Source organism: Zestomonas insulae, from assembly GCF_016901015.1.
Classification (GTDB): domain Bacteria; phylum Pseudomonadota; class Gammaproteobacteria; order Pseudomonadales; family Pseudomonadaceae; genus Aquipseudomonas; species Aquipseudomonas insulae.
The window spans coordinates 249,578-271,096 of the sequence record NZ_JAFEUP010000004.1 but is presented as its reverse complement, the minus strand read 5'-3'; the positions used below and the strand labels follow the sequence as shown (position 1 = coordinate 271,096).

20 protein-coding genes are annotated in these 21,519 nt (G+C 65.8%); 3 read left to right on the top strand and 17 right to left on the bottom strand.

Annotated features, from left to right (window positions below):
• Window positions 1-8: 8 nt before the first annotated feature.
• Window positions 9-287 (bottom strand): peptidylprolyl isomerase, encoded by a 279-nt coding sequence (locus JQX08_RS14710; protein ID WP_205349150.1) that lies wholly within the window; start codon window positions 285-287, stop codon window positions 9-11.
• A gap of 131 nt (window positions 288-418) precedes the next feature.
• On the opposite strand from JQX08_RS14710, the gene JQX08_RS14705 reads away from it, so the two are divergent.
• Window positions 419-1,633: a PilT/PilU family type 4a pilus ATPase gene (locus JQX08_RS14705; RefSeq protein ID WP_205349149.1), complete on the top strand. Its 1,215-nt coding sequence runs from the start codon at window positions 419-421 to the stop codon at window positions 1,631-1,633.
• A gap of 95 nt (window positions 1,634-1,728) precedes the next feature.
• On the top strand, window positions 1,729-2,328 hold the full coding sequence (locus JQX08_RS14700) for a DJ-1/PfpI family protein (protein WP_205349148.1): 600 nt from the start codon (window positions 1,729-1,731) through the stop codon (window positions 2,326-2,328).
• Between the two features lie 95 nt (window positions 2,329-2,423).
• Here the strand turns inward: JQX08_RS14700 and JQX08_RS14695 are convergent, their stop codons facing one another.
• The 13 genes from JQX08_RS14695 to JQX08_RS14635 form a co-directional block, all read right to left on the bottom strand.
• Window positions 2,424-4,379 carry an acetoacetate--CoA ligase gene (locus tag JQX08_RS14695; RefSeq protein WP_205349147.1) on the bottom strand — a complete coding sequence of 652 codons (1,956 nt, stop codon included), beginning with the start codon at window positions 4,377-4,379 and terminating at the stop codon, window positions 2,424-2,426.
• 91 nt (window positions 4,380-4,470) lie between these two features.
• Window positions 4,471-5,241, bottom strand: coding sequence for a 3-hydroxybutyrate dehydrogenase (locus JQX08_RS14690; protein WP_205349146.1), 771 nt, complete (start codon window positions 5,239-5,241; stop codon window positions 4,471-4,473).
• Window positions 5,242-5,362: 121 nt separating this feature from the next.
• Window positions 5,363-6,268: a hydroxymethylglutaryl-CoA lyase gene (locus JQX08_RS14685; protein ID WP_205349145.1), complete on the bottom strand. Its 906-nt coding sequence runs from the start codon at window positions 6,266-6,268 to the stop codon at window positions 5,363-5,365.
• 191 nt (window positions 6,269-6,459) lie between these two features.
• Window positions 6,460-8,406 (bottom strand): acetyl/propionyl/methylcrotonyl-CoA carboxylase subunit alpha, encoded by a 1,947-nt coding sequence (locus tag JQX08_RS14680; RefSeq protein ID WP_205349144.1) that lies wholly within the window; start codon window positions 8,404-8,406, stop codon window positions 6,460-6,462.
• Window positions 8,403-9,203: a gamma-carboxygeranoyl-CoA hydratase gene (locus JQX08_RS14675; protein ID WP_205349143.1), complete on the bottom strand. Its 801-nt coding sequence runs from the start codon at window positions 9,201-9,203 to the stop codon at window positions 8,403-8,405. The genes JQX08_RS14680 and JQX08_RS14675 overlap by 4 nt, the downstream gene beginning before the upstream one ends.
• A gap of 4 nt (window positions 9,204-9,207) precedes the next feature.
• Entirely contained in the window at window positions 9,208-10,815 is a 1,608-nt protein-coding gene (locus JQX08_RS14670) for a carboxyl transferase domain-containing protein (RefSeq protein WP_205349142.1), read from the bottom strand.
• A gap of 121 nt (window positions 10,816-10,936) precedes the next feature.
• Window positions 10,937-12,100: an isovaleryl-CoA dehydrogenase gene (locus tag JQX08_RS14665; RefSeq protein ID WP_205349141.1), complete on the bottom strand. Its 1,164-nt coding sequence runs from the start codon at window positions 12,098-12,100 to the stop codon at window positions 10,937-10,939.
• Window positions 12,101-12,151: 51 nt separating this feature from the next.
• Window positions 12,152-12,532 (bottom strand): MerR family transcriptional regulator, encoded by a 381-nt coding sequence (locus JQX08_RS14660; RefSeq protein WP_205349140.1) that lies wholly within the window; start codon window positions 12,530-12,532, stop codon window positions 12,152-12,154.
• A 172-nt stretch (window positions 12,533-12,704) separates the two neighbouring features.
• Complete coding sequence (locus JQX08_RS14655; protein ID WP_205349139.1) at window positions 12,705-14,258, bottom strand: nucleobase:cation symporter-2 family protein; 1,554 nt, start codon at window positions 14,256-14,258, stop codon at window positions 12,705-12,707.
• A gap of 149 nt (window positions 14,259-14,407) precedes the next feature.
• The gene (locus tag JQX08_RS14650; RefSeq protein ID WP_205349138.1) at window positions 14,408-15,058 is read right to left on the bottom strand and encodes a DUF502 domain-containing protein; all 651 of its coding nucleotides are present in this window, start codon (window positions 15,056-15,058) and stop codon (window positions 14,408-14,410) included.
• Between the two features lie 21 nt (window positions 15,059-15,079).
• Complete coding sequence (locus tag JQX08_RS14645; protein WP_205349137.1) at window positions 15,080-15,757, bottom strand: RES family NAD+ phosphorylase; 678 nt, start codon at window positions 15,755-15,757, stop codon at window positions 15,080-15,082.
• Window positions 15,754-16,158 (bottom strand): MbcA/ParS/Xre antitoxin family protein, encoded by a 405-nt coding sequence (locus tag JQX08_RS14640; protein ID WP_205349136.1) that lies wholly within the window; start codon window positions 16,156-16,158, stop codon window positions 15,754-15,756. Before JQX08_RS14640 ends, JQX08_RS14645 begins: the two co-directional genes overlap by 4 nt.
• Before the next feature lie 62 nt (window positions 16,159-16,220).
• Complete coding sequence (locus JQX08_RS14635) at window positions 16,221-17,141, bottom strand: LysR family transcriptional regulator (RefSeq protein WP_205349135.1); 921 nt, start codon at window positions 17,139-17,141, stop codon at window positions 16,221-16,223.
• 149 nt (window positions 17,142-17,290) lie between these two features.
• On the opposite strand from JQX08_RS14635, the gene JQX08_RS14630 reads away from it, so the two are divergent.
• Window positions 17,291-18,520: an acyl-CoA dehydrogenase gene (locus JQX08_RS14630; protein WP_205349134.1), complete on the top strand. Its 1,230-nt coding sequence runs from the start codon at window positions 17,291-17,293 to the stop codon at window positions 18,518-18,520.
• A gap of 109 nt (window positions 18,521-18,629) precedes the next feature.
• On the opposite strand, the gene JQX08_RS14625 is transcribed toward JQX08_RS14630, so the two are convergent.
• From JQX08_RS14625 to JQX08_RS14615, 3 genes are all read right to left on the bottom strand, one after another.
• Window positions 18,630-18,809 carry a hypothetical protein gene (locus tag JQX08_RS14625; protein WP_205349133.1) on the bottom strand — a complete coding sequence of 60 codons (180 nt, stop codon included), beginning with the start codon at window positions 18,807-18,809 and terminating at the stop codon, window positions 18,630-18,632.
• An 11-nt stretch (window positions 18,810-18,820) separates the two neighbouring features.
• Window positions 18,821-19,807, bottom strand: coding sequence for a TerC family protein (locus tag JQX08_RS14620; protein ID WP_205349132.1), 987 nt, complete (start codon window positions 19,805-19,807; stop codon window positions 18,821-18,823).
• A 203-nt stretch (window positions 19,808-20,010) separates the two neighbouring features.
• The gene (locus JQX08_RS14615) at window positions 20,011-21,384 is read right to left on the bottom strand and encodes a substrate-binding domain-containing protein (RefSeq protein ID WP_205349131.1); all 1,374 of its coding nucleotides are present in this window, start codon (window positions 21,382-21,384) and stop codon (window positions 20,011-20,013) included.
• Window positions 21,385-21,519: the final 135 nt, after the last annotated feature.

Sequence of the window (21,519 nt, the reverse complement as noted above, 5' to 3'; positions counted from 1 at the left end):
GTCGGGCGTCACTCGCGGTAGAACACCTGCACCAGGTGATAGCCGAACTGGCTCTTCACCGGACCGTGCACTTCGCGCAGCGCCTTCTTGAAAATCACCTGATCGATCGAGCGCACCATCTGCCCCGGGCGCACTTCACCCAGGTCGCCGCCTTTCTTACCGGATGGGCACGTCGAGTACTTGCGGGCCAAAACATCGAACGCCTCGCCGGCGGCAATGCGCTTCTTCAGCGCCGCGGCTTCGGCCTCGGTCTTGACCAGGATGTGGCGGGCCATTGCCTTTGCCATGACGCTATCCTCAAATTTTTCCGGACGGTATTGTGCCAGCTTTTATCGCGCCATCAGAATGACGCCATATTCCAGGCTGCTTGGCCGCCGATACCGCTGCATCCCACAAAAATAGCTACGGACGCACCGTCATGGACCTCTCTGCAATGCTCAAAATCCTGTCCAGTCAGGATGGCTCCGATCTCTACCTGTCCACCGGTGCGCCGCCCTGCGCGAAGTTCAACGGCGTGCTGCGTGCGCTGGCGGCCGAGCCGCTCAAGCCGGGTGAGGTGGCGGCGATTGCGGCGAGCGTGATGGATGCCGAGCAGAAGCTCGAGTTCGAGCGTGAGCTGGAGATGAACCTGGCCACCTCGGTGCCGGGTGTCGGGCGCTTCCGCATCAACATCTTCAAGCAGCGCAACGAAGTGTCCATCGTCGCGCGCAACATCAAGCTGGACATCCCCAAGTTCGAGGACCTCAAGCTCCCCGAAGTGCTGCTCAAGACCGTGATGGAGAAACGCGGCCTGGTGCTGTTCGTCGGCGGCACCGGCTCGGGCAAGTCGACCTCGCTGGCGGCGCTGATCGATTACCGCAACCGCAACAGCGGCGGGCACATCATCACCATCGAAGACCCGGTGGAGTACGTGCACCGACACAAGAAATCGATCATCAACCAGCGCGAAGTCGGCGTGGACACCCGCAGCTTCCACGCGGCGCTGAAGAACACCCTGCGCCAGGCGCCGGATGTCATCCTGATCGGCGAAATTCGCGACCGCGAGACCATGGAGCACGCGCTGGCCTTCGCCGATACCGGGCACCTGGCGATCTCCACCCTGCACGCCAACAACGCCAACCAGGCGCTCGACCGGATCATCAACTTCTTCCCCGAGGAGCGCCGCCCGCAGCTGCTCAACGACCTCGGCAACAACCTCAAGGCGTTCGTCTCGCAACGTCTGGTCAAGACCACCGACGGCAAACGCCGCGCGGCAGTGGAGGTGCTGCTCGGTACGCCGACGATCCGCGACCTGATCAAGCGAAACGAGTTTTCCGAGATCAAGGAGATCATGGAGAAGTCGAAGAACCTCGGCATGCAGACCTTTGACCAGGCGCTGATCGACCTGGTCAACGAGGGCGCGATCGAAGAAGACGAAGCGGTGAAGAACGCCGACTCGGCGAACAATGTGCGCCTCAAGCTCAAGCTGTATCGCGAAACGCCCGCCGCGCCGGCCGCCCAGCCCGTCGCGCCGACCGCGCCGGTCGCAGCCACCGCCAAGGCAGTCGAGTCGGGCGACTGGAGCATGGAGCTCAAGCTCGAGGACATCGAGGAAGAGCAGCCACCGGAAGACCCGGGACGCCGCGGCATCTGACTGCTGTACCGCTGACTCAGCTGCGCACTGTATCGGGTGCGCAGCCACGCTCCGGTCTACAGTCGCAGGCACTGGGTAGCCAACCGGAGCGTGCCATGCGTATCGCCGTACTGACCTTCGATGGTTTCAACGAACTCGACTCCTTCGTCGCCGCCGGCCTGCTCAACCGCCTGCGCGGCCAGGGTTGGCGCGCGGAAATCACCTGCCCGACGGTGCAGGTGACGTCGATGAATGGCGTGGTGGTGCAGGCCCAGCAAGCGCTGGAGTTCGCCAACCAGGCCGATGTGGTGCTGTTCGGCAGCGGCATCAAGACCCGCGAAATCGCCCAGTCGCCGGCCATTCTCGAGCGCCTGCAACTCGATCCGCAGCGCCAGCTGATCGGCTCGCAGTGCTCTGGCGCGCTGCTGATGGCCAAGCTCGGCCTGCTCGGCGAGCTACCGGCCTGCACGGACCTGACCACCAAACCGTGGGTCATCGAAGCCGGTGTGCGCGTGCTCGATCAGCCGTTCTACGCCAGCGGCAACCTAGCCACCGCCGGCGGCTGCCTGGCAGCGCCGTATCTGGCGGCCTGGGCGATTGCCAAGCTGGCCGGCGAGGGCGCCTGCGCCGAGGCACTGCACTATGTGGCGCCGGTGGGCGAGAAGGAGGCCTTCGTCGAACGCGCCCTGGGCGTGGTGCGGCCTTACCTGGGGTAAGAACGCCGCGCGCTCCGTACCATCGCTCCTGCAGGAGCGAATTCATTCGCGATCACTCGCGCCGCGGTGGGTTTCCTTCGCGAATGAACGTGCTTCTACTGGCTCAGCTCCGGTAAGTCCCGATACAACTCCAGCGCCTGCGGGTTGGCCAGGGCGTCGGTGTTCTTCACCGGCTTGCCATGCACCACGTTGCGAACCGCCAGTTCGACGATCTTGCCGCTGATGGTGCGGGGGATGTCGGCGACAGCGATGATCTTCGCCGGCACGTGGCGCGGTGTGGTGTTGGCGCGGATCACGTCGCCGATCTGCTTCTGCAGTGCGTCGCTGAGCGTCACGCCGTCGCGCAGACGGACGAACAGCACCACGCGCACGTCGCCGTGCCAGTCCTGGCCGATGGCGATGGACTCCAGCACCTCCTCGACCTTTTCCACCTGGCGATAGATTTCCGCGGTGCCGATGCGTACTCCGCCGGGATTGAGCACGGCGTCGGAGCGGCCGTGGATGACCAGACCGCCGTGGGTGGTGAGCTCCGCGTAGTCGCCGTGAGCCCAGACGCCGGGGAAACTGTCGAAGTAGGCGGCGCGGAACTTCTCGCCATCGGCGTCGTTCCAGAAGCCCACCGGCATCGACGGGAAATGTTGAGCGCAGACCAGTTCGCCTTTCTCGCCGGTGACCGGCTGGCCGGTGTCGTTCCACACCTGCACGTCCATGCCCAGGCCACTGCACTGCAGCTCACCGCGCCACACTGGCAGCACCGGGTTGCCGAGCGCGAAGCAGGAAACGATGTCGGTGCCGCCGGAGATCGACGACAGGCACAGGTCGTCCTTGAACGTCCGATAGACGTAATCGAAGCTCTCGTGGGCCAGCGGCGAGCCGGTGGAAAGCACAGCCTTCAGCTGCTCCAGGCGATGGCTCTGGTTGGGTTGCACGCCGGCCTTCTCCAGGGCGGCGAGGTACTTGGCGCTGGTGCCGAAGATGCTGATGCGCTCGGCGTCGATCAGGTCGATCAGCCGCTCCGCTCCGGGGTGGAACGGCGAGCCATCGAACAGCACCAGGGTGGCGCCAAGGGCGAGGCCGGAGACCAGCCAGTTCCACATCATCCAGCCGCAAGTGGTGTAGTAGAACAGCGTGTCGCTGGCGTGCAGGTCGGTGTGCAGGCCGTGTTCCTTGACGTGCTGCAGCAGCGTGCCGCCGACGCCGTGGACGATGCACTTGGGCACGCCGGTGGTGCCGCTGGAGTAGAGGATGTACAGCGGCTGTTCAAAGGCCACCGGGACGAACTGTGGTTCGCCGTTGGGCTGGTAGAAGTCGTTCCACAGGCTGATGGGTGCCACTGACCGGTAGTCGGTGGGCTGGGCGTCTGGCCGGGAATAGGGGACTACCACCAGGTGCTGCAGTGACGGCAGGCGTTGGAGGATTTCGTTGAGCTTGTCGGTCAGGTCGAGATTCTTGCCGGCGTAGCGGTAACCGGCGGCGGCGATCAGCACCTTGGGTTCGATCTGGCCGAAGCGGTCAATCACGCCCTGGGTGCCAAAGTCCGGCGAGCAGCTCGACCAGGTAGCGCCGAGGCTGGCGGTGGCGAGCATGCCGACCACGGTCTGCCAGGTGTTGGGCATGAAGGCGGCGACGCGGTCGCCCACGCCGACCCCGGCGGTTTGCAGGCGAGTCTGCAGGCCGGCGACATGCGCGGCCAGTTCGGCGTAGCTCAGCTGCTCGCGGCTGCCGTCCTCGCCGACAGCAACCAGCGCGGGGTGGTCGTCGCGGCGGCGCAGCAGATGTTCGGCGAAGTTCAGCGTGGCGCCGGGGAACCAGTGGGCGCTGGGCATTGCCGGACCTTCGGTGAGCACGGCACTGGGGGCGTTGCGGAAACCAATCTCGAAGAAGTCGACGATGGCCTGCCAGAACGCGGCGCGCTCGGCCACGCTCCAGGCGTGCAGGGCGGGGTAGTCAGCCAGCGTCAGGCTGTGGCGTTGGTTGATGAAGCGGCGGAAGGCGTCCATCCGGGTGGCGGCGATACGTGCGGGGGATGGCGTCCAGAGCGGTTGGAGCATGACGAAATCCTGAATGACGGGGCGCTGGACTGATTGTAGGAGCGCCGGGGCCGAGGATCATCCGCAAAAGGCACAGTGCCCGCCAGTCTGGTTATTGCGCCAGCCAGCCGCCGTCGACGTTCCAGGCGGCGCCGCGCACTTGAACGGCGGCGTCGCTGCAGAGGAACAGGGTCAGCTCGCCTAGTTGCTCCGGGGTGACGAATTCCAGCGAAGGTTGCTTCTCGGCCAGCAGGTCGTGGCGGGCCTGCTCGCTGCTGCCGGCGGCCGCGGCGCGGGCGTCGATCTGCTGCTGCACCAGCGGCGTGAGCACCCAGCCGGGGCAGATGGCATTGCAGGTGATCGGCTCGCGCGCGGTCTCCAGGGCGACCACCTTGGTCAGGCCGAGCACGCCGTGCTTGGCGGCGACGTAGGCGGCCTTCTGCGCCGAGCCGACCAGGCCGTGCACCGAGGCAATGTTGATGATTCGCCCCCAGCCGCGCTGGCGCATGCCCGGCAAGGCCAGGCGGGTGGTGTGGAACACCGCGGAGAGGTTGGTGGCGATGATTGCGTCCCAGCGTTCGACTGGGAAGGACTCTGTCGGCGCGACATGCTGGATGCCGGCGTTGTTGACCAGGATGTCGACGCCCGCGAACTCGCGCTCGGCGTAGGTGAACAGCTTGGCGATTTCGTCGGGGTTGGCCAGGTCGGCCGGATGATGCGCGACCTTGCCGCCATGCTGGCCGACGGCAGCGAGCGCGGCGGCCGGATCACCGAAACCGTTGAGCAGCACCCGGGCGCCCGCGGCGGCGAGGCGTTCAGCGATGCCCAGGCCGATGCCGCTGGTGGAGCCAGTGACCAGGGCGGTCTTGCCGTGCAGGTTCATGCCAATCTCCTTGCCGCTGCGTTCCTTGGGGACGTGGCCCGTCGTACAGAGTGTAGGAGCGGCTCTTGGCTGCGATCAGGAGCTTCGCGGCTGTGGGCCAGTCCTACAAGCGCTGGGGAGTTTATGCCTGCTTGGCCAGCTGCGCGCGTGCCACTCGCGAGCCGTTGGCGCGGTCGAGCACCTGGCAGATGCGCTGGCCGGCAGCGATCAGCTTGTCGAGGTCGATGCCGCTGGTGATGCCCAGGCCGTTGAGCAGGTAGACCACATCCTCGCTGGCGACGTTGCCGGTCGCACCCTTGGCGTAGGGGCAGCCGCCGAGGCCGGCGACCGAGCTGTCGAACACGCTGATGCCTTCCAGCAGGCTGGCGTAGATGTTAGCCACGGCCTGCCCGTAGGTGTCATGGAAGTGACCGGCCAGACGCTCGCGTGGCACGTCACGGCCGACCACTTCGAACATCCGTCGCGTTGCTCCGGCGCTGCCGGCGCCGATGGTGTCACCCAGCGACACCTCGTAGCAGCCCATGGCATAAAGCTCGCGCGCTACGTAGGCGACCTGCTCGGGGGCGATGTCACCGTCGTAGGGGCAGCCGAGCACGCAGGACACGTAGCCGCGCACGCGCACGCCATGCTGCTTGGCGGCGTCCATGATCGGCACGAAACGCTCCAGGCTTTCGGCAATCGAGCAGTTGATGTTCTTCTGCGAGAAGGCTTCGGAGGCCGCGGCGAACACCGCGACTTCCTCGACCTGGGACTCCAGCGCCGCCTCGAAGCCGCGCAGGTTGGGCGCCAGCGCCGCGTAGGTGACGCCCGGTTTACGCTGGATCTGCGCGAAGACTTCGGCGCTGCCGGCCATCTGCGGCACCCACTTCGGCGAGACAAAGCTGCCGACTTCGACATAGCTCAGGCCGGCGGCGCTCAGGTCGTCGACCAGGCGCACCTTGTCGGCGACGCTGATCGGTTGTTTCTCGTTCTGCAGACCGTCACGCGGGCCGACTTCGACCAGGCGGACGAGTTGGGGCAGGTTCATCGTGGGTCTCCGTAGGGTGGAAAACGCCTCAGCATTTTCCACCAGTTGATCGATTCCGGCCGGTGGGGATGACTCCCTCTCCCTTTGGAGCGGGGCGCGTAGCCAGGGTTTGGGTGAGGGAGCAGTGTATCGCCCGAACTAGAGCCCCTCACCCTAGCCCTCTCCCGGAGGGAGAGGGGATCAGTCCGCGCTTAGGCGGATGCTTCCTCTAGCTCCACCAACGCCGCGCCTTCGCTAACCATGTCGCCCTCGGCGCAGTACAGCGCTTTGACCGTGCCGGCGTGCGGCGCACGGATGCTGTGCTCCATCTTCATCGCCTCCAGCACCACTAAGGCGGTGCCGGCTTCCACCGGCTGGCCGGCTTCGACTAGCACGCGGACGATGCTGCCGTTCATGGGCGCGGTCAGGCCGCCGTGGTGGGCGTGGCTGGCTTCGGCTTCGGCGATCGGGTCGAAGCGGGTGAGCGCGTGCAGTTCGCCGGCCCATTCCAGGTACAGCGTACCGTCCTGGCGGATGGCGTGCAGGCGGCGTTGCACCTCACCGGGCACCACCAGGCGCGCGCCGTCGAGGCGCGCAGTGCGTGGCGGGCGCACCTTGTGGCCGAAGCCATTGCTGACCAGATGCAGCTCGGTCTCCGTCGCCACCCCGGCGCGCCAGCCGCTGCGTGCGCTCCACGGCGAATGCGGATCGTCGTCGCGCACCAGCGCCGCCTCGCTCTGGATGAACGCATCGGCGGCAGCCTGCCAGAAGGCTTCCGGCAGCTCGCCCTGTGGCGGCAGCAGCACGTCCTGGTGGCGCGGGATGAAGCCGGTGTCCAGCTCGGCGGCGGCGAAGGCCGGATGGGCCAGCACACGACGCAGGAACGCCAGGTTGGTCTTCACACCGCCGACCAGAGTCTCGTCGAGCATGGCCAGCAGGCGCTGGCGGGCTTCCTCGCGGTTCTCGCCCCAGGCGATCAGCTTGCCGAGCATCGGGTCGTAGAACGGCGAGACCACGTCGCCTTGCGCCACGCCGCTGTCGACGCGGCGGCCCGGGCCGGCGGCCGCCTCGCGGTACAGGGCGAGGGTGCCGGTGGCTGGCAGGAAATCGTTGTCCGGGTCTTCGGCGTACAGACGCACTTCGATGGCATGGCCGATCAGCGGCACCTGCGCCTGGCTGATCGGCAGCGCCTCGCCACGCGCGACGCGAATCTGCCAGGCGACCAGGTCGAGTCCGGTGATGGCTTCGGTGACCGGGTGCTCTACTTGGAGGCGCGTATTCATCTCCATAAAGAAGAAGTCGCCGCGCGCATCGAGGAGGAATTCCACGGTGCCGGCGCCGACGTAGCCGATGGCTTGCGCGGCCTTCACCGCCGCTTCGCCCATGGCCTGGCGCAGTTCGGCGCTGAGGCCCGGTGCCGGCGCTTCTTCGACCACCTTCTGGTGGCGGCGCTGGATCGAGCAGTCGCGCTCGTTGAGGTACAGGCAGTTGCCGTGCTGGTCGGCGAACACCTGGATCTCCACGTGGCGCGGCTTGAGCACGTACTTTTCGACCAGCATGCGCGAGTCGCCGAACGCCGATTGCGCCTCGCGCTGGGCTGAGGCCAGGGTTTCGGCGAGGTCGGCTTCGCGCTCGACCACCTTCATGCCCTTGCCACCACCACCGGCGGCGGCCTTGAGCAGCACCGGGTAGCCGATCCGTTCGGATGCGGCGCGGAAGGTTTCCACGTCCTGCGCTTCGCCGTGGTAGCCGGGCACCAGTGGCACGCCGGCGTCTTCCATCAGCGCCTTGGCGGCGGATTTGCTGCCCATGGCGTCAATGGCCGAGGCGGGCGGGCCGAGGAAGATCAGCCCGGCGGCTTCGATGGCGCGGGCAAAGCCGGCGTTCTCGGAGAGGAAGCCATAGCCGGGGTGAATGGCCTGGGCGCCACTGGCCTTGGCCGCAGCGATCAGCTTGTCGACCAGCAGGTAGCTGTCGGCCGGCTTGGCGCCGCCGAGGTTGACGGCCAGGTCGGCCTCGCGCACGTGGCGGGCGTTGGCGTCGATGGCGCTATGCACGGCCACGGTGTTGAGGCCGAGGGCCTTGGCGGTGCGCATCACCCGGCAGGCGATCTCGCCGCGGTTGGCCACCAGCAGGGTGGTAATGGTTGGGCCACTCATGCTTGGGACTCCTGCCAGGCGGGTTTGCGTTTGTCGAGGAAGGCGCGCAGGCCTTCCTGACCTTCGGCGCTCATGCGCACACGGGCGATGGCGCTTTCGGTGTAGCGGCGCAGCGCGGGGGTCAGTTCGCCGCCGGCCACTTCATGGAACAGCGCCTTGCAGGCGGTCATCGCTGCCGGGCTGTTGAGGCTCAGGTTGGCGATCCAGGCGTCGGCCTGGGCGTCCAGTTCTTCGGCCGGGAAGCTCTCGGCGAGCAGGCCGAGGGCCACGGCGCGCTGGCCGTCGAAGCGCTCGGCGGTCAGCGAGAAGCGAGTCGCCGCGCGCTGGCCGATGGCCTTGACCACGAACGGGGCGATGGTCGCCGGGATCAGGCCGATGCGCACTTCGGAGAGGCTGAACTGCGCGTTGTCGGCACCGATGGCCAGGTCGCAGCAGCTGACCAGGCCCAGGCCGCCGGCGAAGGCTGCGCCTTGCACCACGGCCAGGGTCGGCTTCTTCAGGTGGTAGAGGTTGTACATCAGCTCGGCGAGTTGCTGGGCATCAGCCAGGTTGCCGTTGTAGTCCAACTCGGCGGCCTGCTGCATCCAGCTCAGGTCACCGCCGGCGCAGAAGTGCTTGCCGCGACCGCGCAGGACCAGCAGGCGCACGTTCTTGTCGGCGCCGACTTCGTCGAGGGCGAGGATCAGCTCGCGGATGGTCTCGGCGTTGAAGGCGTTGTTCTTTTCCGGACGGTTCAGCCACAGGGTGGCGATGCCGCGCGCGTCGGTGTGCAGTTCGATGGTGTTGTAGTTGGTCATGGCATCACATCCGGAACACGCCAAAGGTGGTCGGCTCGATCGGCGCATTGAGCGTCGCCGAGAGCGCCAGGGCCAGCACGTCGCGGGTCTGCGCCGGGTCGATCACGCCGTCGTCCCACAGTCGCGCGCTGGAGTAATAGGGGTGGCCCTGGTGTTCGTACTGGTCGAGGATCGGCTGCTTGATCTGCCGCTCTTCCTCGGCGGAGAACGTCTGGCCCGAGCGTTCGGCCTGCTCGCGCTTGACCTGGGCGAGCACGCCGGCGGCCTGTTCGCCGCCCATCACGCCGATCCGCGCGTTCGGCCACATCCACAGGAAGCGTGGGTCGTAGGCGCGGCCGCACATGCCGTAGTTACCGGCGCCAAAGCTGCCGCCGATGATCACGGTGAACTTCGGCACCTTGGCGCAGGCCACCGCGGTGACCAGTTTGGCGCCGTGCTTGGCGATGCCGCCGGCCTCGTACTTCTGGCCGACCATGAAGCCGGTGATGTTCTGCAGGAACAGCAGCGGAATGCCGCGCTGGCAGGCCAGCTCGATGAAGTGCGCGCCTTTCTGCGCCGATTCGGCGAACAGAATCCCGTTGTTGGCGAGGATGGCGATGGGGTAGCCGTGCAGGTGGGCGAAGCCGCACACCAGGGTCGGGCCGAACAGCGCTTTGAACTCGTCAAAGGACGAGTCGTCGACGATCCGCGCGATCACTTCGCGCACGTCGAACGGCTGCTTGGCGTCGGCCGGGATGATTCCGTACAGCTCGTCGGCGGCGTAGCGCGGGGCGATCGGCTGGCGGCGTTGCAGCTCGCCGAGCTTGCGCCAGTTGAGGTTGCTCACGCAGCGGCGGGCCAGGGCGAGGGCGTGCTCGTCGTCCTCGGCATAGTAGTCGGCGACCCCGGAGGTCTTGCAGTGCACGTCGGCACCGCCGAGGTCCTCGGCGCTGACCACTTCACCGGTGGCGGCCTTCACCAGCGGCGGGCCGGCGAGGAAGATGGTTGCTTGGTTGCGCACCATGATGGTCTCGTCGCTCATCGCCGGCACGTAGGCGCCGCCGGCGGTGCAGGAGCCCATCACCACGGCGATCTGCGGGATGCCCTGGGCGCTCATGTTGGCCTGGTTGAAGAAGATGCGGCCGAAGTGCTCGCGGTCGGGGAACACCTCGTCCTGGCGCGGCAGATTGGCGCCGCCGGAGTCGACCAGGTAGATGCACGGCAGGCGGTTCTGCTGGGCAATGGTCTGCGCGCGTATGTGCTTCTTCACGGTCAGCGGGTAGTAGCTACCGCCTTTCACCGTGGCGTCGTTGGCGAGGATCATGCACTCGACGCCTTCGACGCGGCCGATGCCGGCGATCACGCCGGCGGCCGGCACGTCTTCGCCGTACACCTCGTGGGCGGCGAGCTGGCCGACTTCGAGGAACGGCGAGCCGGGATCGAGCAGGCGGTTGATGCGCTCACGCGGCAGCAGCTTGCCGCGCGAGGTGTGGCGCTCCTGGGCCTTGGCGCCGCCGCCCTCGTGGACGCGGGCGAGCAGGGCGCGCAGGTCGTCGACCTGCCCGAGCATGGCCGCGGAGTTGCTGGTGAAGTCCGCCGAACGCGGGTTGATCTGGGTGTGCAGGATGGCCATCGAGTTGGCTCCGGGCTTTGTTCTGTTCTCCCTCTCCCGTTGGGAGAGGGCCGGGGTGAGGGGCGTGGTGCCGTCCCTCATCCGCCCTTCGGGCACCTTCTCCCGGAGGGAGAAGGATCAGTCATTTGGTCTCGTTGAACAGCTCGCGGCCGATCAGCATGCGGCGGATTTCGCTGGTGCCGGCGCCGATCTCGTAGAGCTTGGCGTCGCGCAGCAGGCGGCCGGCCGGGTACTCGTTGGTGTACCCGTTGCCGCCGAGCAGCTGGATGGTGTCGAGGGCCATCTTGGTGGCCATTTCCGCGGTGTAGAGGATCACTGCGGCGGCGTCCTTGCGCGATTCCTCGCCGCGGTCGCAGGCCTTGGCGACGTTGTACAGGTAGGACTTGGAGGCGTTCATGCCGGCATACATATCGGCCAACTTGCCCTGGATCAGCTGGAACTCGCCGATCGACTGACCGAACTGGCGGCGTTCGTGGACGTAGGGCACGACCACATCCATGCAGGCGGTCATGATCCCGGTCGGGCCGCCGGACAGTACGGTGCGCTCGTAGTCCAGGCCGCTCATCAGCACGGACACGCCGCGCCCTTCCTGGCCGAGGATGTTTTCTTCCGGCACTTCGACGTCCTCGAACACCAGCTCACAGGTGTTCGAACCGCGCATGCCGAACTTGTCGAGCTTCTGGTGGCGGGAGAAACCCTTGAAGTCGCGTTCCACGATGAATGCGGTCATGCCCTTGGAGCCGGCATTGACGTCGGTCTTGGCGTAGATCACGTAGGTGTTGGCGTCCGGACCGTTGGTGATCCACATCTTGTTTCCGTTCAGCACGTAGCGGTCGCCGCGCTTGTCGGCGCGCAGCTTCATCGACACCACGTCGGAGCCGGCATTCGGCTCGCTCATGGCCAGGGCGCCCACGTGCTCGCCGGAGCACAGCTTGGGCAGGTACTTGGCCTTCTGCTCGTGGGTGCCGTTCTTGCGGATCTGGTTGAGGCACAGGTTGGAATGCGCGCCGTAGGAGAGGCCGACCGAGGCCGAGGCGCGGCTGATTTCTTCCATGGCCACCACGTGGGCGAGGTAACCCATGTTGGTGCCGCCGTATTCCTCTTCCACGGTCATGCCGAGCAGGCCCATGTCGCCGAACTTGCGCCACATGTCCATGGGGAATTCGTTGTCGCGGTCGATCTGTGCCGCGCGGGGCGCCAGCTCGGCCTGGGCAAACTGGTAGACCGAGTCGCGCAGCATGTCGATGGTCTCGCCGAGACCGAAGTTGAGAGACGGATAGCTCATGGGATCACCTGTTGTTTTTGTGGGCTGCGCCGTGCGCAACGGGAATTCGGGTTAGTCGACGGTTTCGGCCATGGCAGCCAGGCAGCGCTCTTCGGCGGTATCCAGCTCCAGCTGCATCTGCTCGATGTCGAGGACTTGCTGGGCAAGCTGGGCGCGGCGGTCGGTGATCTTCGCCATGAAGGTCTCCAGCTGCTTGCGGTTGCCGCTGCTCGGATCGTAGAGGTCGATCAGCTCCTTGCACTCGGCGAGCGAGAAGCCGATGCGCTTGCCGCGCAGGATCAGCTTCAGGGCGACCAGGTCCTTGGGGCTGTAGATGCGTTCCTGGCCACGCCGCTCGGGGCTGAGCATGCCGTGCTCTTCGTAGAAACGAATGGCGCGGGTGGTGACGTCCAGTTCGCGGGCCAGATCGGAAATGCTGTAGGTGGTCGGCATGACGGGGCTCGAGTTTGTTTACCTTTACGTTAACGTAAACCTGCGTCGAGGGACTGTCAATTACGAATTCGTGGCAGCGGAGCGGGAGGGACGAGCGGCGGGCGGGGCGGTACGGAGGGGTAGGACGGACGTTGCCCGGCACTGGGGCTGGGCAACGCAAGCGCGGGGGCGTTTAGGCGCTGGAGGGGTGGGTGCTGGCTTCGCTCGCGGCGTTGCGCGCTGGCTTGGCCGACGGTGCGGCGTGGCCGTGGTCGTCATCGCCGAGCACCGGCACTTCGTTGCCCTCGGCATCGAACAGCTTGCCGTCCTGGAAGTAGTCGCCTTCGTTCAATGCGGCGATGTCCTGATAACGCAGGGTGCGCTCGGTGGCGGCGGCGAACACCGACTGCTGATCGGAGTTGCCGGTCTTGAAGTGGTTGAACAGCAGGTTCAGGCCGATGGCCATGATCGCCGCCGAGCTGATGCCGGAGTGGAAGATGGTCGCGAACCAGCTCGGGAAGGCGTGGTAGAAGCTCGGCGCGGCGATCGGCAGCATGCCGAAGCCGATCGAGGTGGCGACGATGATCAGGTTCATGTTGTTGCGGTAGTCGACCTTGGCCAGGGTGCGGATACCGCTGGCGGCGACGGTGCCGAACAGCACGATGCCGGCGCCGCCAAGCACCGAGGTCGGTACTGCGGCGACGATGCGGCCCATCACCGGCAGCAGGCCGAGGGTCACCAGGATCAGGCCGCCGGTGGCCACCACGTAGCGGCTCTTGACTCCAGTGACGGCGACCAGGCCGACGTTCTGGGCGAAGGCGCTCTGGGTGAAGGAGCCGAAGATCGGCGCCAGCACGCTGGACAGCATGTCGGCGCGCAGGCCGTTGCCGAGGCGCTTGGAGTCGACCTTGGTTTCGATGATTTCACCGACGGCGAGGATGTCCGCCGAGGTTTCCACCAGGGTCACCATGATCACGATGCACATCGAGATGATCGCGGCGACATGGAAGGTCGGCATGCCGAAGTGGAAGATCGACGGCAGGGCGACCATCGGACCTTCGCTGACCTTGGAGAAGTCCGCCATGCCCAGGGACACGGCGATCAGGGTACCGATGACCATGGCCAGGAGAATCGACAGGCGGGAGATGGTCGCGCTGCCGAGCTTGCTGAGCACCAGCACGATCACCAGGGTCACCGCGGCGAGGCCGATGTTGGCCATGCTGCCGAAGTCCGGGGCGTTGCTGTTGCCGCCCATGGCCCAGCGCGCGGCGACGGGCATCAGGGTCAGGCCGATGGTGGTGATGACCACCCCGGTGACCATGGGCGGGAAGAACTTGGTAATTCGCGAGAACACCGGGGTTATCAGTAGCCCTATCAAGGAGGCCGCCATCACTGCGCCGAGCACCGCCGGCAAGCCACCGCCGCCCTGGGTGCCGAGAATCGCGATCATGGTTGCCACGCCGGCGAACGACACGCCCTGCACCAGTGGCAGTTGGCAACCGAAGAACGGCAGGCCAAGGGTCTGCAGGAGCGTGGCCAGACCGCCGGCGAACAGCGAGGCGGCGATCAGCAGGCCGATTTCGGCGGGAGATAGGCCGGCCGCTTGGCCGAGGATGAGGGGGACCGCGACAATGCCGCCGTACATGGTGAGTACGTGCTGCAGCCCGTAGGCCAGGTTGGCGCCGATGCCGAGGTTTTCGTCTTCGGGCCGTTGATGCGATGACGCTGCTACTGAAGGATTTTTCATGGGTGTTGCGCTCGCTTTTTGTCGTTGTGCGCACACTGTAGACAAAGAAAATGCACTTTGACTACTAGCGTGTATACAAAAAGTTGTCCGCGTGTCCGGAATTTCAATGCGACTCACTGTCGCAGCGAGGAAGCAACGATTGTGCCCAACTACTCCGGACGGACTGCCGGCACGCTGGGTGGGGTGATCCCCATCGAGACATAGACGCTGGTGAAGGCGTCGACGCCCATGTTCGCTGGGCGCACCCAGTCCACGGGTACATAGAGTAGGCCGCCGCCGACCGGGATTGGCGCGGTCGGCACGAGGATCGCGTAATACCGGCGGCCCTCGATCTCCAATGGCTCCGGATTGGGCATCAAGGCCAGCACGGCTGCACCATTTCCGCCAAAGAAGCACCAAACTGGACTCATGGCTTCGATATCGGCGCCTTCTTTCGTATCGATCAAGGCGACAAATCGCTCGGCCAGATTGTACAACTTGTTGAATACAGGAATGCGTCCAAGGGTGAGATCCATCAGCCGCGCCAGTGGGCGCTTAAGCCCCAGCTGGACTGCCAGGCCGAGGGCGTAGATCGCCGCCACCAGCAGCAGGGTGCCGAACAGGTAGGCCAGGTACGGGTTGCTGGCGAAGGGTTGGCCGAGCGTGGCGAACAGGCGGCCGGTGAGCGTCGCCGGGCCGACCATGCTGTTCAGCAGGCTGAGCAGCCAGCCGAGCAGGATCAGCGTCAAGGTCAGCGGCAGCAGCACCAGCAGGCCGGCGAACCAGGTGGTCAGGATGGATTGGAAACTCTTCTTCAGCATCGCTGACTCCTGTCAGTCGCCTCAGGCGACCTGCTTGATCTCGAATACGTTGACGATCTGCTGCAGCTTCTCATCCCACACGTAGCGCAGGTGCACGCCCTGGGTCGGCAGACTGGCAGCCGGCGGGCGGAACAGCGCGGCGCATTCGCCCTCGGCGTGCCGCACGCTGCGGTACAGCAGACCCCAGACGTGCAGCTTGCGCTGTTCGGCGGCGAAGCGCTGGGCGATCGGGTAGCTGGCCGGGTCCGGGTCATGCAGTTCCTCGTGGCCCTGGCGGATGTCCAGCAGCGGCTTGACCACCTTGCACACGTAGACGCGCAGGGTCAGCTCCAGGCTCGGCTCCTGGGTGGCGCGCAGGAAGCGCTCCTTGTGGTAGCGGGTCTCGGCGATCGCCGTCTTCAGGCTGCTGGCGCAGTAATAGACGCCGTACTGTCCATCGGTGAAGCGACTGGCGCAGCCGATGTGGGTGAAGGCCGCCATCAGCGGCGAGGCGCCAGGGCCGCTGACTCGGTCTTCCGGGGCGACCAGCGAGAGCAGGCCGGCTTCCTCGCGCAGGCGGTCGTTGGTCAGCCCTTCGATCAGGTAGGCCTGTTCCAGGTCGGCGGGGTCGAGCACGTCCTCGAACACCGAAATCGGCGGAAAGGCGCTGGAGACGATGCGGTACGCCTTGGCCCAGTCCGGCAGGGTGGTCTGGCTCAACCGCGCACTCCATCGAGGTAGCGGCGCACGGCGGCGAGGTCGACCACGCTGCCGGCGAGCATCAGTCCCATCGCGCTGCTGCCGTTGAACGGAGCCTCGCTGTTCGGTTTGCGCACCCAGTCGTAGGTCGAGGGCTTGTCGCCGAACAGGATGCGCAGCGACTTGTGGATGCCCATCAGGTAGGAGACCCGCTCGAGGGTGTCGCGCGGCAGGCGGATTTCCGGCTGCTGGCGGTACTTGTACAGGGTGCTGCGGCCGATCGAGCCGAGCAGGACCATCTGTTCCTCGACCGAGCAGTGCCACTTCTCCATCAGGTTGAAGAAGAACTTCAGCGCGACTTGCCCAGCCTTGGGTGAATCGAGGTCGACGACCAGTTCGGTCTTGCTAGCGGAGATAGCCATGGCGGGCCTCCATATGCGGACTTAATTTGAATATTAGTCCGCATGTGGATTTCCGGCAACCGTCACGCCGGCTTCGGTTCGGACTGCTGCACCTGCTGCGACAGCTCGATGATCTGCTCGCGCATCCAGCGGTTGGCTGGGTCCTGGTCGGTGCTTTCGTGCCAGTACAGGTGGGTCTCCAGCGCCGGCACGTCGGCCACCGGCAGGCTGACGAAGTGCAGGCCGTGGCTGCGCGCGAAGCGTTCCGGCACGGTCATGGCCATGTCGGTTTCGCGGAGGATCATCGTCGACATCAGGTAGTGCTGCGAGCGCAGAGCGATCTTGCGCTGGATGCCCATCTTGCCCAGGGCCAGGTCGACATAGCCGAGGCCACTGCGCCGGCTGGAAATCTGGATGTGGGTCAGCGACAGGTATTCCTCGAGGGTCAGCTTGTCCTTGGCCAGCGGATGTCCCTTGCGCATGGCGCAGACGTAGCGGTCATGCAGCAGCTTGACGTGGCGCACCTGCGGATCGGTATTGAGCGGGGCATCGACGGCGAAGTCGAGGCGGCCGGCGGCGAGCTCCTTGGTGGTCTCGCGGCGCTTGGCCTGGAAGCTTTCGATCTGCACCGCCGGGGCCTGACGGCGCAGGCGTTGGAACAGCGACGGCAGGAGGATCTCCTCGCTGAGGTCGGTCATGCTGATGCGGAAGGTCTTGTTCGCCTGCGCCGGGTTGAAGATGCGGCTTTCCTGCACCGACACGCGCAGTTGCTGCAGGGCGTTACGCACCGGGCCGATGATGTTCTGCGCCATCGGCGTCGGCACCATGCCCTGCGCGGTGCGCACGAACAACGGGTCGTTGAAGGTCTCGCGCAGGCGGGCGAGGGCGTTGGAAACAGCCGGCTGGGTAATGCCGACGATCTGCCCGGCACGGGTCAGGTTGGCCTCGGTATAGATGGCATCGAAAACGATGAAGAGGTTGAGGTCGACCTTGTTGAGGTTCATTCCGTACACGCTCCTGAGCTGGTCCCTGATGGCCGATCATATATCGGTTATGAATGTTTATACACGCCGAGAATAGGTTAGATAAATCGTAACCGCTGTTCTAGCATCAACGTCAACCTCATCAACAGCCCGTCAAAAGGTAGCGCCCGATGGATTTTGCCTATTCCCCAAAGGTTCAAGAGTTGCGTGAACGCGTCACTGCATTCATGGACACCTACGTCTATCCCGCCGAAGCAGTGTTCGAGCGGCAAGTCGCCGAGGGCGACCGCTGGCAGCCGACCGCGATCATGGAAGAACTCAAGGCCAAGGCTAAAGCCGAAGGCCTGTGGAACCTGTTCCTGCCGGAGTCCGACTACGGTGCCGGCCTGACCAACATGGAATACGCGCCGCTGGCCGAGATCATGGGTCGTTCGCTGATGGGCTCCGAGCCATTCAACTGCTCGGCGCCAGACACCGGCAACATGGAAACCCTGGTGCGCTACGCCACCGAAGCGCAGAAGAAGCAATGGCTGGAGCCGCTGCTGAGTGGCGAAATCCGCTCCGCCTTCGCCATGACCGAGCCGGGCGTGGCCTCGTCCGACGCCACCAACATGGAAGCCCGCGCGGTACGCGAGGGTGACGAGTGGGTGATCAATGGCCGCAAATGGTGGACTTCCGGCGCCTGCGATCCGCGCTGCAAGATCATGATCTTCATGGGCCTGACCAATCCGGACGGCCCGCGTCACCAGCAGCACTCGATGATCCTGGTGCCGACCGACACCCCCGGGGTGAAAATCCTCCGTCCGCTGCCGGTGTTCGGCTACGACGACGCGCCGCACGGCCACGCCGAAGTGGTGTTCGAGAACGTCCGCGTGCCGTATGAAAACGTGCTGCTCGGCGAGGGCCGTGGCTTCGAGATCGCCCAGGGTCGCCTTGGCCCAGGCCGTATCCACCACTGCATGCGCTCCATCGGCATGGCCGAACGCGCCCTGGAACTGATGTGCAAGCGCGCTGCCAGCCGTACGGCGTTCGGCAAGCCGCTGGCTCGCCTGGGTGGCAACATCGACCACATCGCCAACTCGCGCATCGAGATCAACCAGGCGCGCCTGCTGACCCTGAATGCCGCGTACATGATGGACACCGTGGGCAACAAGATCGCGCAGAGCGAGATCGCCCAGATCAAGGTGGTCGCCCCGAACGTCGCGCTCAGCGTGATCGATCGTGCCATCCAGATCCACGGCGGTGCCGGTGTCTCCAACGACACGCCGCTGGCGTACTTCTACGCCATGCAGCGCACCCTGCGCCTGGCCGACGGCCCGGACGAAGTGCACCGCGCGGCGATCGGCAAGTACGAGATCGGCAAGTACGTACCGCGTGAAGCAATGAAAGCCAGCCGCTGATCCCAGCTCGCAATGCACAAGGCCCGCAGATGCGGGCCTTGTCGTTTTCAGGGATTGGACTTGGCGGCACGGCGCGGGGCGTCGAAGCCGCCTGCGCACCTAATCCCCCTCAGGTGGGACAGCTGTCGAGACTCTCCGCCTGCTCGCGCAGCCAACTGACCCGCAGGTGCAGCTGGGCGGCAAAGGCGCGGGCGGCTTGTTCGTGTTCAAAGGTCACCGCGCGCCGCCCCAGGCGCACTTGCCAGAGGCGCTTGCCGCGCCGCTCGAGGGTCTCGATGCGTACTTCCATACCGCGCTCCGCTAGGACTTCTGCTCGGCTGGATCTCGGGTTTTGAGCAGTGAAAGCAAAACGCCACCAGCCAGCAGGCCGAAGGTTACGCCAAGCGACAGCAGCGGGGGAATCTTGCCGATGATGCCGTGCAGGAAAATCTTCCCGCCGATGAAGATCAGCACCAGCGCCAGCGCGTACTTGAGGTAGACGAAGCGGTGGATCAGCGCGGCCAGGGCGAAGTACAGCGCGCGCAGGCCGAGAATCGCGAAGATGTTCGAGGTGTAGACGATGTATGGGTCCTGGGTGATGGCGAACACCGCCGGCACACTGTCCACGGCGAACACCAGGTCGGCCAGTTCGATCAGCACCAGGGCGAGGAACAACGGAGTGCCATACAGCAGCAGCTTGCCGCTGGCGTCGGCGCGGCGGACGAAGAAGTGCGCGCCGTGCAGCTCGTCGGTGATGCGCAGGTGCTTGCGCAGGAAACGCAGCACCGGGTTCTGTGCCAGGTCCGGATGCGCTTCCTCCTTGGCGAATAGCATCTTCACCCCAGTGAACAGCAGGAAGGCGCCGAACACGTAGAGAATCCAGTCGAACTCCTTCACCAGCGCGGTGCCCAGGCCGATCATGATCGCGCGCAGGATGATCACCCCGAGGATGCCCCAGAACAGCACGCGGTGCTGATAGCGGCGGGGAATGCCGAAGAAGCCGAGGATCATCGCCATGACGAACACGTTGTCCATCGACAGCGACTGTTCGATCAGGAAGCCGGTGTAGAACTCCATCGCGCTGTGCGCGCCAAGCTCGTACCAGACCCAGCCGCCGAAGGCGACGCCCACGGCAAAGTAGCCGCTGTACAGCAGCAGGCTTTCGCGCATTTCGATTTCGTGCTGGTCGCGGTGCAGGACGCCGAGGTCGAGGACCAGCAGGGCGATGATGATGGCCAGGAACACCAGCCACAGCCAGGTCGCCTTGCCGAGAAAGTCGGACATGAAGAACGTGAGCAGAGCTTCCATTAGCCCCTCCTGTGAGTGTCACAAGTTGACGAATCAACAGTGACTCCGACATCACGGTGAGACAGCTCACCGCCAGAGGGGCCCGGCGCCACTACTGAACAGGCTAGGAGGCCGGACGCGGACGTGGCAAGAAAGAATTGCGAGAAAATGTGCCGCTGGCCGTGCGTAACGCGGCTGCACAGCCACGGCGGCGCGGCCTGCGCCTAGTACACCCAGACTTCGACGCGACGATTCTTCAGGCGGCCGTCCTCGCCGTCGTTGGCGGCGACCGGCAGCTGAGCGCCGAGCCCGGCGACTTCGCGGAAGCCCACGCCCTGGCGCGCCAGTTCGCGGCGCACGGCCATGGCGCGCAGCTTGGACAGCAGCGCGGCGCGCGCCGGATCGGCCTTGGGATCGCCGAAGCCGACCAGCACCACTGCGCCATGCAGCTTGTCGTTGCGCTGCAGGTAATCGAGCACCCGCTCGAGGTCGCGTTGCGCCTTGTTGTCCAGCGTCGCGCTGCCTTCCTGGAAGCGGAAGTTCACCGACAGGCGCTGCGCTTCGCTGGCCAACTCGCGGTAGTCATCGGGCATCCCGGCACCCGGAGCGACCTGTACGGCGCGCACGGTCTGGGCGATGAACCCGGTCTGCTCGACGATCGTCTGCCCGCGCGGGCTGTGGGCGAACTGCACCAGGGCCTTGGCCCAGGGGTTCTGCTCGGTGGGCGGCAGGTAGAAGAACAGCCGGCGCGACAGCGGGTAGTCCTCGGTGGCGATCAGCGTGGTGCTCGGCGGCATCGCCTGCGAGTTGCCATCGGCGATGGCCACCGCCTTGGCCTGGCGGATGTAGGGCAGGCCGATGAAGCCGATGCCGTGGGCGTCCTGGCTGACCGCGTCGGACAGTTGCTCGCTGGACTCGAAACGCTTGGCGTTGGCCGCCAGCGCCTTGCCGTGCGCAGCCAGCACCAGCTCCTTGAAGGTGTCGTAGGTGCCGGAGTTGTCATCCCGCGCATACAGGCGAATGTCGCCACCGCGGCCGCCCAGTTCCTCCCAGGTGCGCACCTCGCCGGCGAAGATGCGCGCCAGTTGCTCGGTGGTCAGGCTGGCCAGTGGGTTGTTGGGATTGAGGATAATCGCCAGTCCATCGAGGGCGATGATCTGCTCGGCATCGTGACCCTTGAGATCGCCGAGCCCGGCCAGCAGCTGGAGCTCGGCAGGCTTGATCGGCCGCGACGAGGCGGCCAGTTCGGCGCTGCCATCCTTCAGGGCGGTAAAGCCGGTGCCCGAACCGTGCGCTGCGACCTCGATGCGCACTTCCTGGCCCTCGGCGGTCAAGCCGACGACCCGCTGCTCGTTCTCGGCACTGCCTTGCTGCAGGCGGATGTCGTGCAGGCCTTGCTGCTCCATCAGGCCTTTGACCAGCGCCGGGCCGAGCTTCGCGCCGATGGTGTTGGAGCCCTGGATGCGCAGCACCGCCGAGCTTGGTGCCGGCGTTGCGGCGAATACCGACCAGGGGAGGGCGTAGCAGATGAAGCCGAGCACCAGCCAGCAGATGGTTGCAGGCCAGGAGTCGGGCAGGCGCGAGGAGGGGTGCAGCATGAAGGCGTCCTTGGAGTGATCCGGAGGCCGGCAGGCTAAGCAGCGAAGATGACAGGCAGATGACGGCGCCGGCTCTAGGACGGGCTGTCGACTAGCAGGCGCGCAATAAAAAGCCCGGCATGGGCGCCGGGCTTG

Coding starts and splice junctions, on each gene's coding strand:
- JQX08_RS14660 (WP_205349140.1), bottom strand. CDS start 12,532: ATGCCGACCACCTACAGCATTTCCGATCTGGCCCGCGAACTGGACGTC.
- JQX08_RS14710 (WP_205349150.1), bottom strand. CDS start 287: ATGGCAAAGGCAATGGCCCGCCACATCCTGGTCAAGACCGAGGCCGAA.
- JQX08_RS14670 (WP_205349142.1), bottom strand. CDS start 10,815: ATGGCCATCCTGCACACCCAGATCAACCCGCGTTCGGCGGACTTCACC.
- JQX08_RS14625 (WP_205349133.1), bottom strand. CDS start 18,809: ATGGAAGTACGCATCGAGACCCTCGAGCGGCGCGGCAAGCGCCTCTGG.
- JQX08_RS14685 (WP_205349145.1), bottom strand. CDS start 6,268: ATGAACCTGCCCCAACTCGTCCGCCTGGTCGAAGTCGGCCCGCGTGAC.
- JQX08_RS14700 (WP_205349148.1), top strand. CDS start 1,729: ATGCGTATCGCCGTACTGACCTTCGATGGTTTCAACGAACTCGACTCC.
- JQX08_RS14705 (WP_205349149.1), top strand. CDS start 419: ATGGACCTCTCTGCAATGCTCAAAATCCTGTCCAGTCAGGATGGCTCC.
- JQX08_RS14650 (WP_205349138.1), bottom strand. CDS start 15,058: ATGCTGAAGAAGAGTTTCCAATCCATCCTGACCACCTGGTTCGCCGGC.
- JQX08_RS14665 (WP_205349141.1), bottom strand. CDS start 12,100: ATGAGCTATCCGTCTCTCAACTTCGGTCTCGGCGAGACCATCGACATG.
- JQX08_RS14620 (WP_205349132.1), bottom strand. CDS start 19,807: ATGGAAGCTCTGCTCACGTTCTTCATGTCCGACTTTCTCGGCAAGGCG.
- JQX08_RS14655 (WP_205349139.1), bottom strand. CDS start 14,258: ATGAAAAATCCTTCAGTAGCAGCGTCATCGCATCAACGGCCCGAAGAC.
- JQX08_RS14635 (WP_205349135.1), bottom strand. CDS start 17,141: ATGAACCTCAACAAGGTCGACCTCAACCTCTTCATCGTTTTCGATGCC.
- JQX08_RS14630 (WP_205349134.1), top strand. CDS start 17,291: ATGGATTTTGCCTATTCCCCAAAGGTTCAAGAGTTGCGTGAACGCGTC.
- JQX08_RS14695 (WP_205349147.1), bottom strand. CDS start 4,379: ATGCTCCAACCGCTCTGGACGCCATCCCCCGCACGTATCGCCGCCACC.
- JQX08_RS14615 (WP_205349131.1), bottom strand. CDS start 21,384: ATGCTGCACCCCTCCTCGCGCCTGCCCGACTCCTGGCCTGCAACCATC.
- JQX08_RS14680 (WP_205349144.1), bottom strand. CDS start 8,406: ATGAGTGGCCCAACCATTACCACCCTGCTGGTGGCCAACCGCGGCGAG.
- JQX08_RS14640 (WP_205349136.1), bottom strand. CDS start 16,158: ATGGCTATCTCCGCTAGCAAGACCGAACTGGTCGTCGACCTCGATTCA.
- JQX08_RS14690 (WP_205349146.1), bottom strand. CDS start 5,241: ATGAACCTGCACGGCAAGACCGCCCTGGTCACTGGCTCCACCAGCGGC.
- JQX08_RS14675 (WP_205349143.1), bottom strand. CDS start 9,203: ATGACCAACTACAACACCATCGAACTGCACACCGACGCGCGCGGCATC.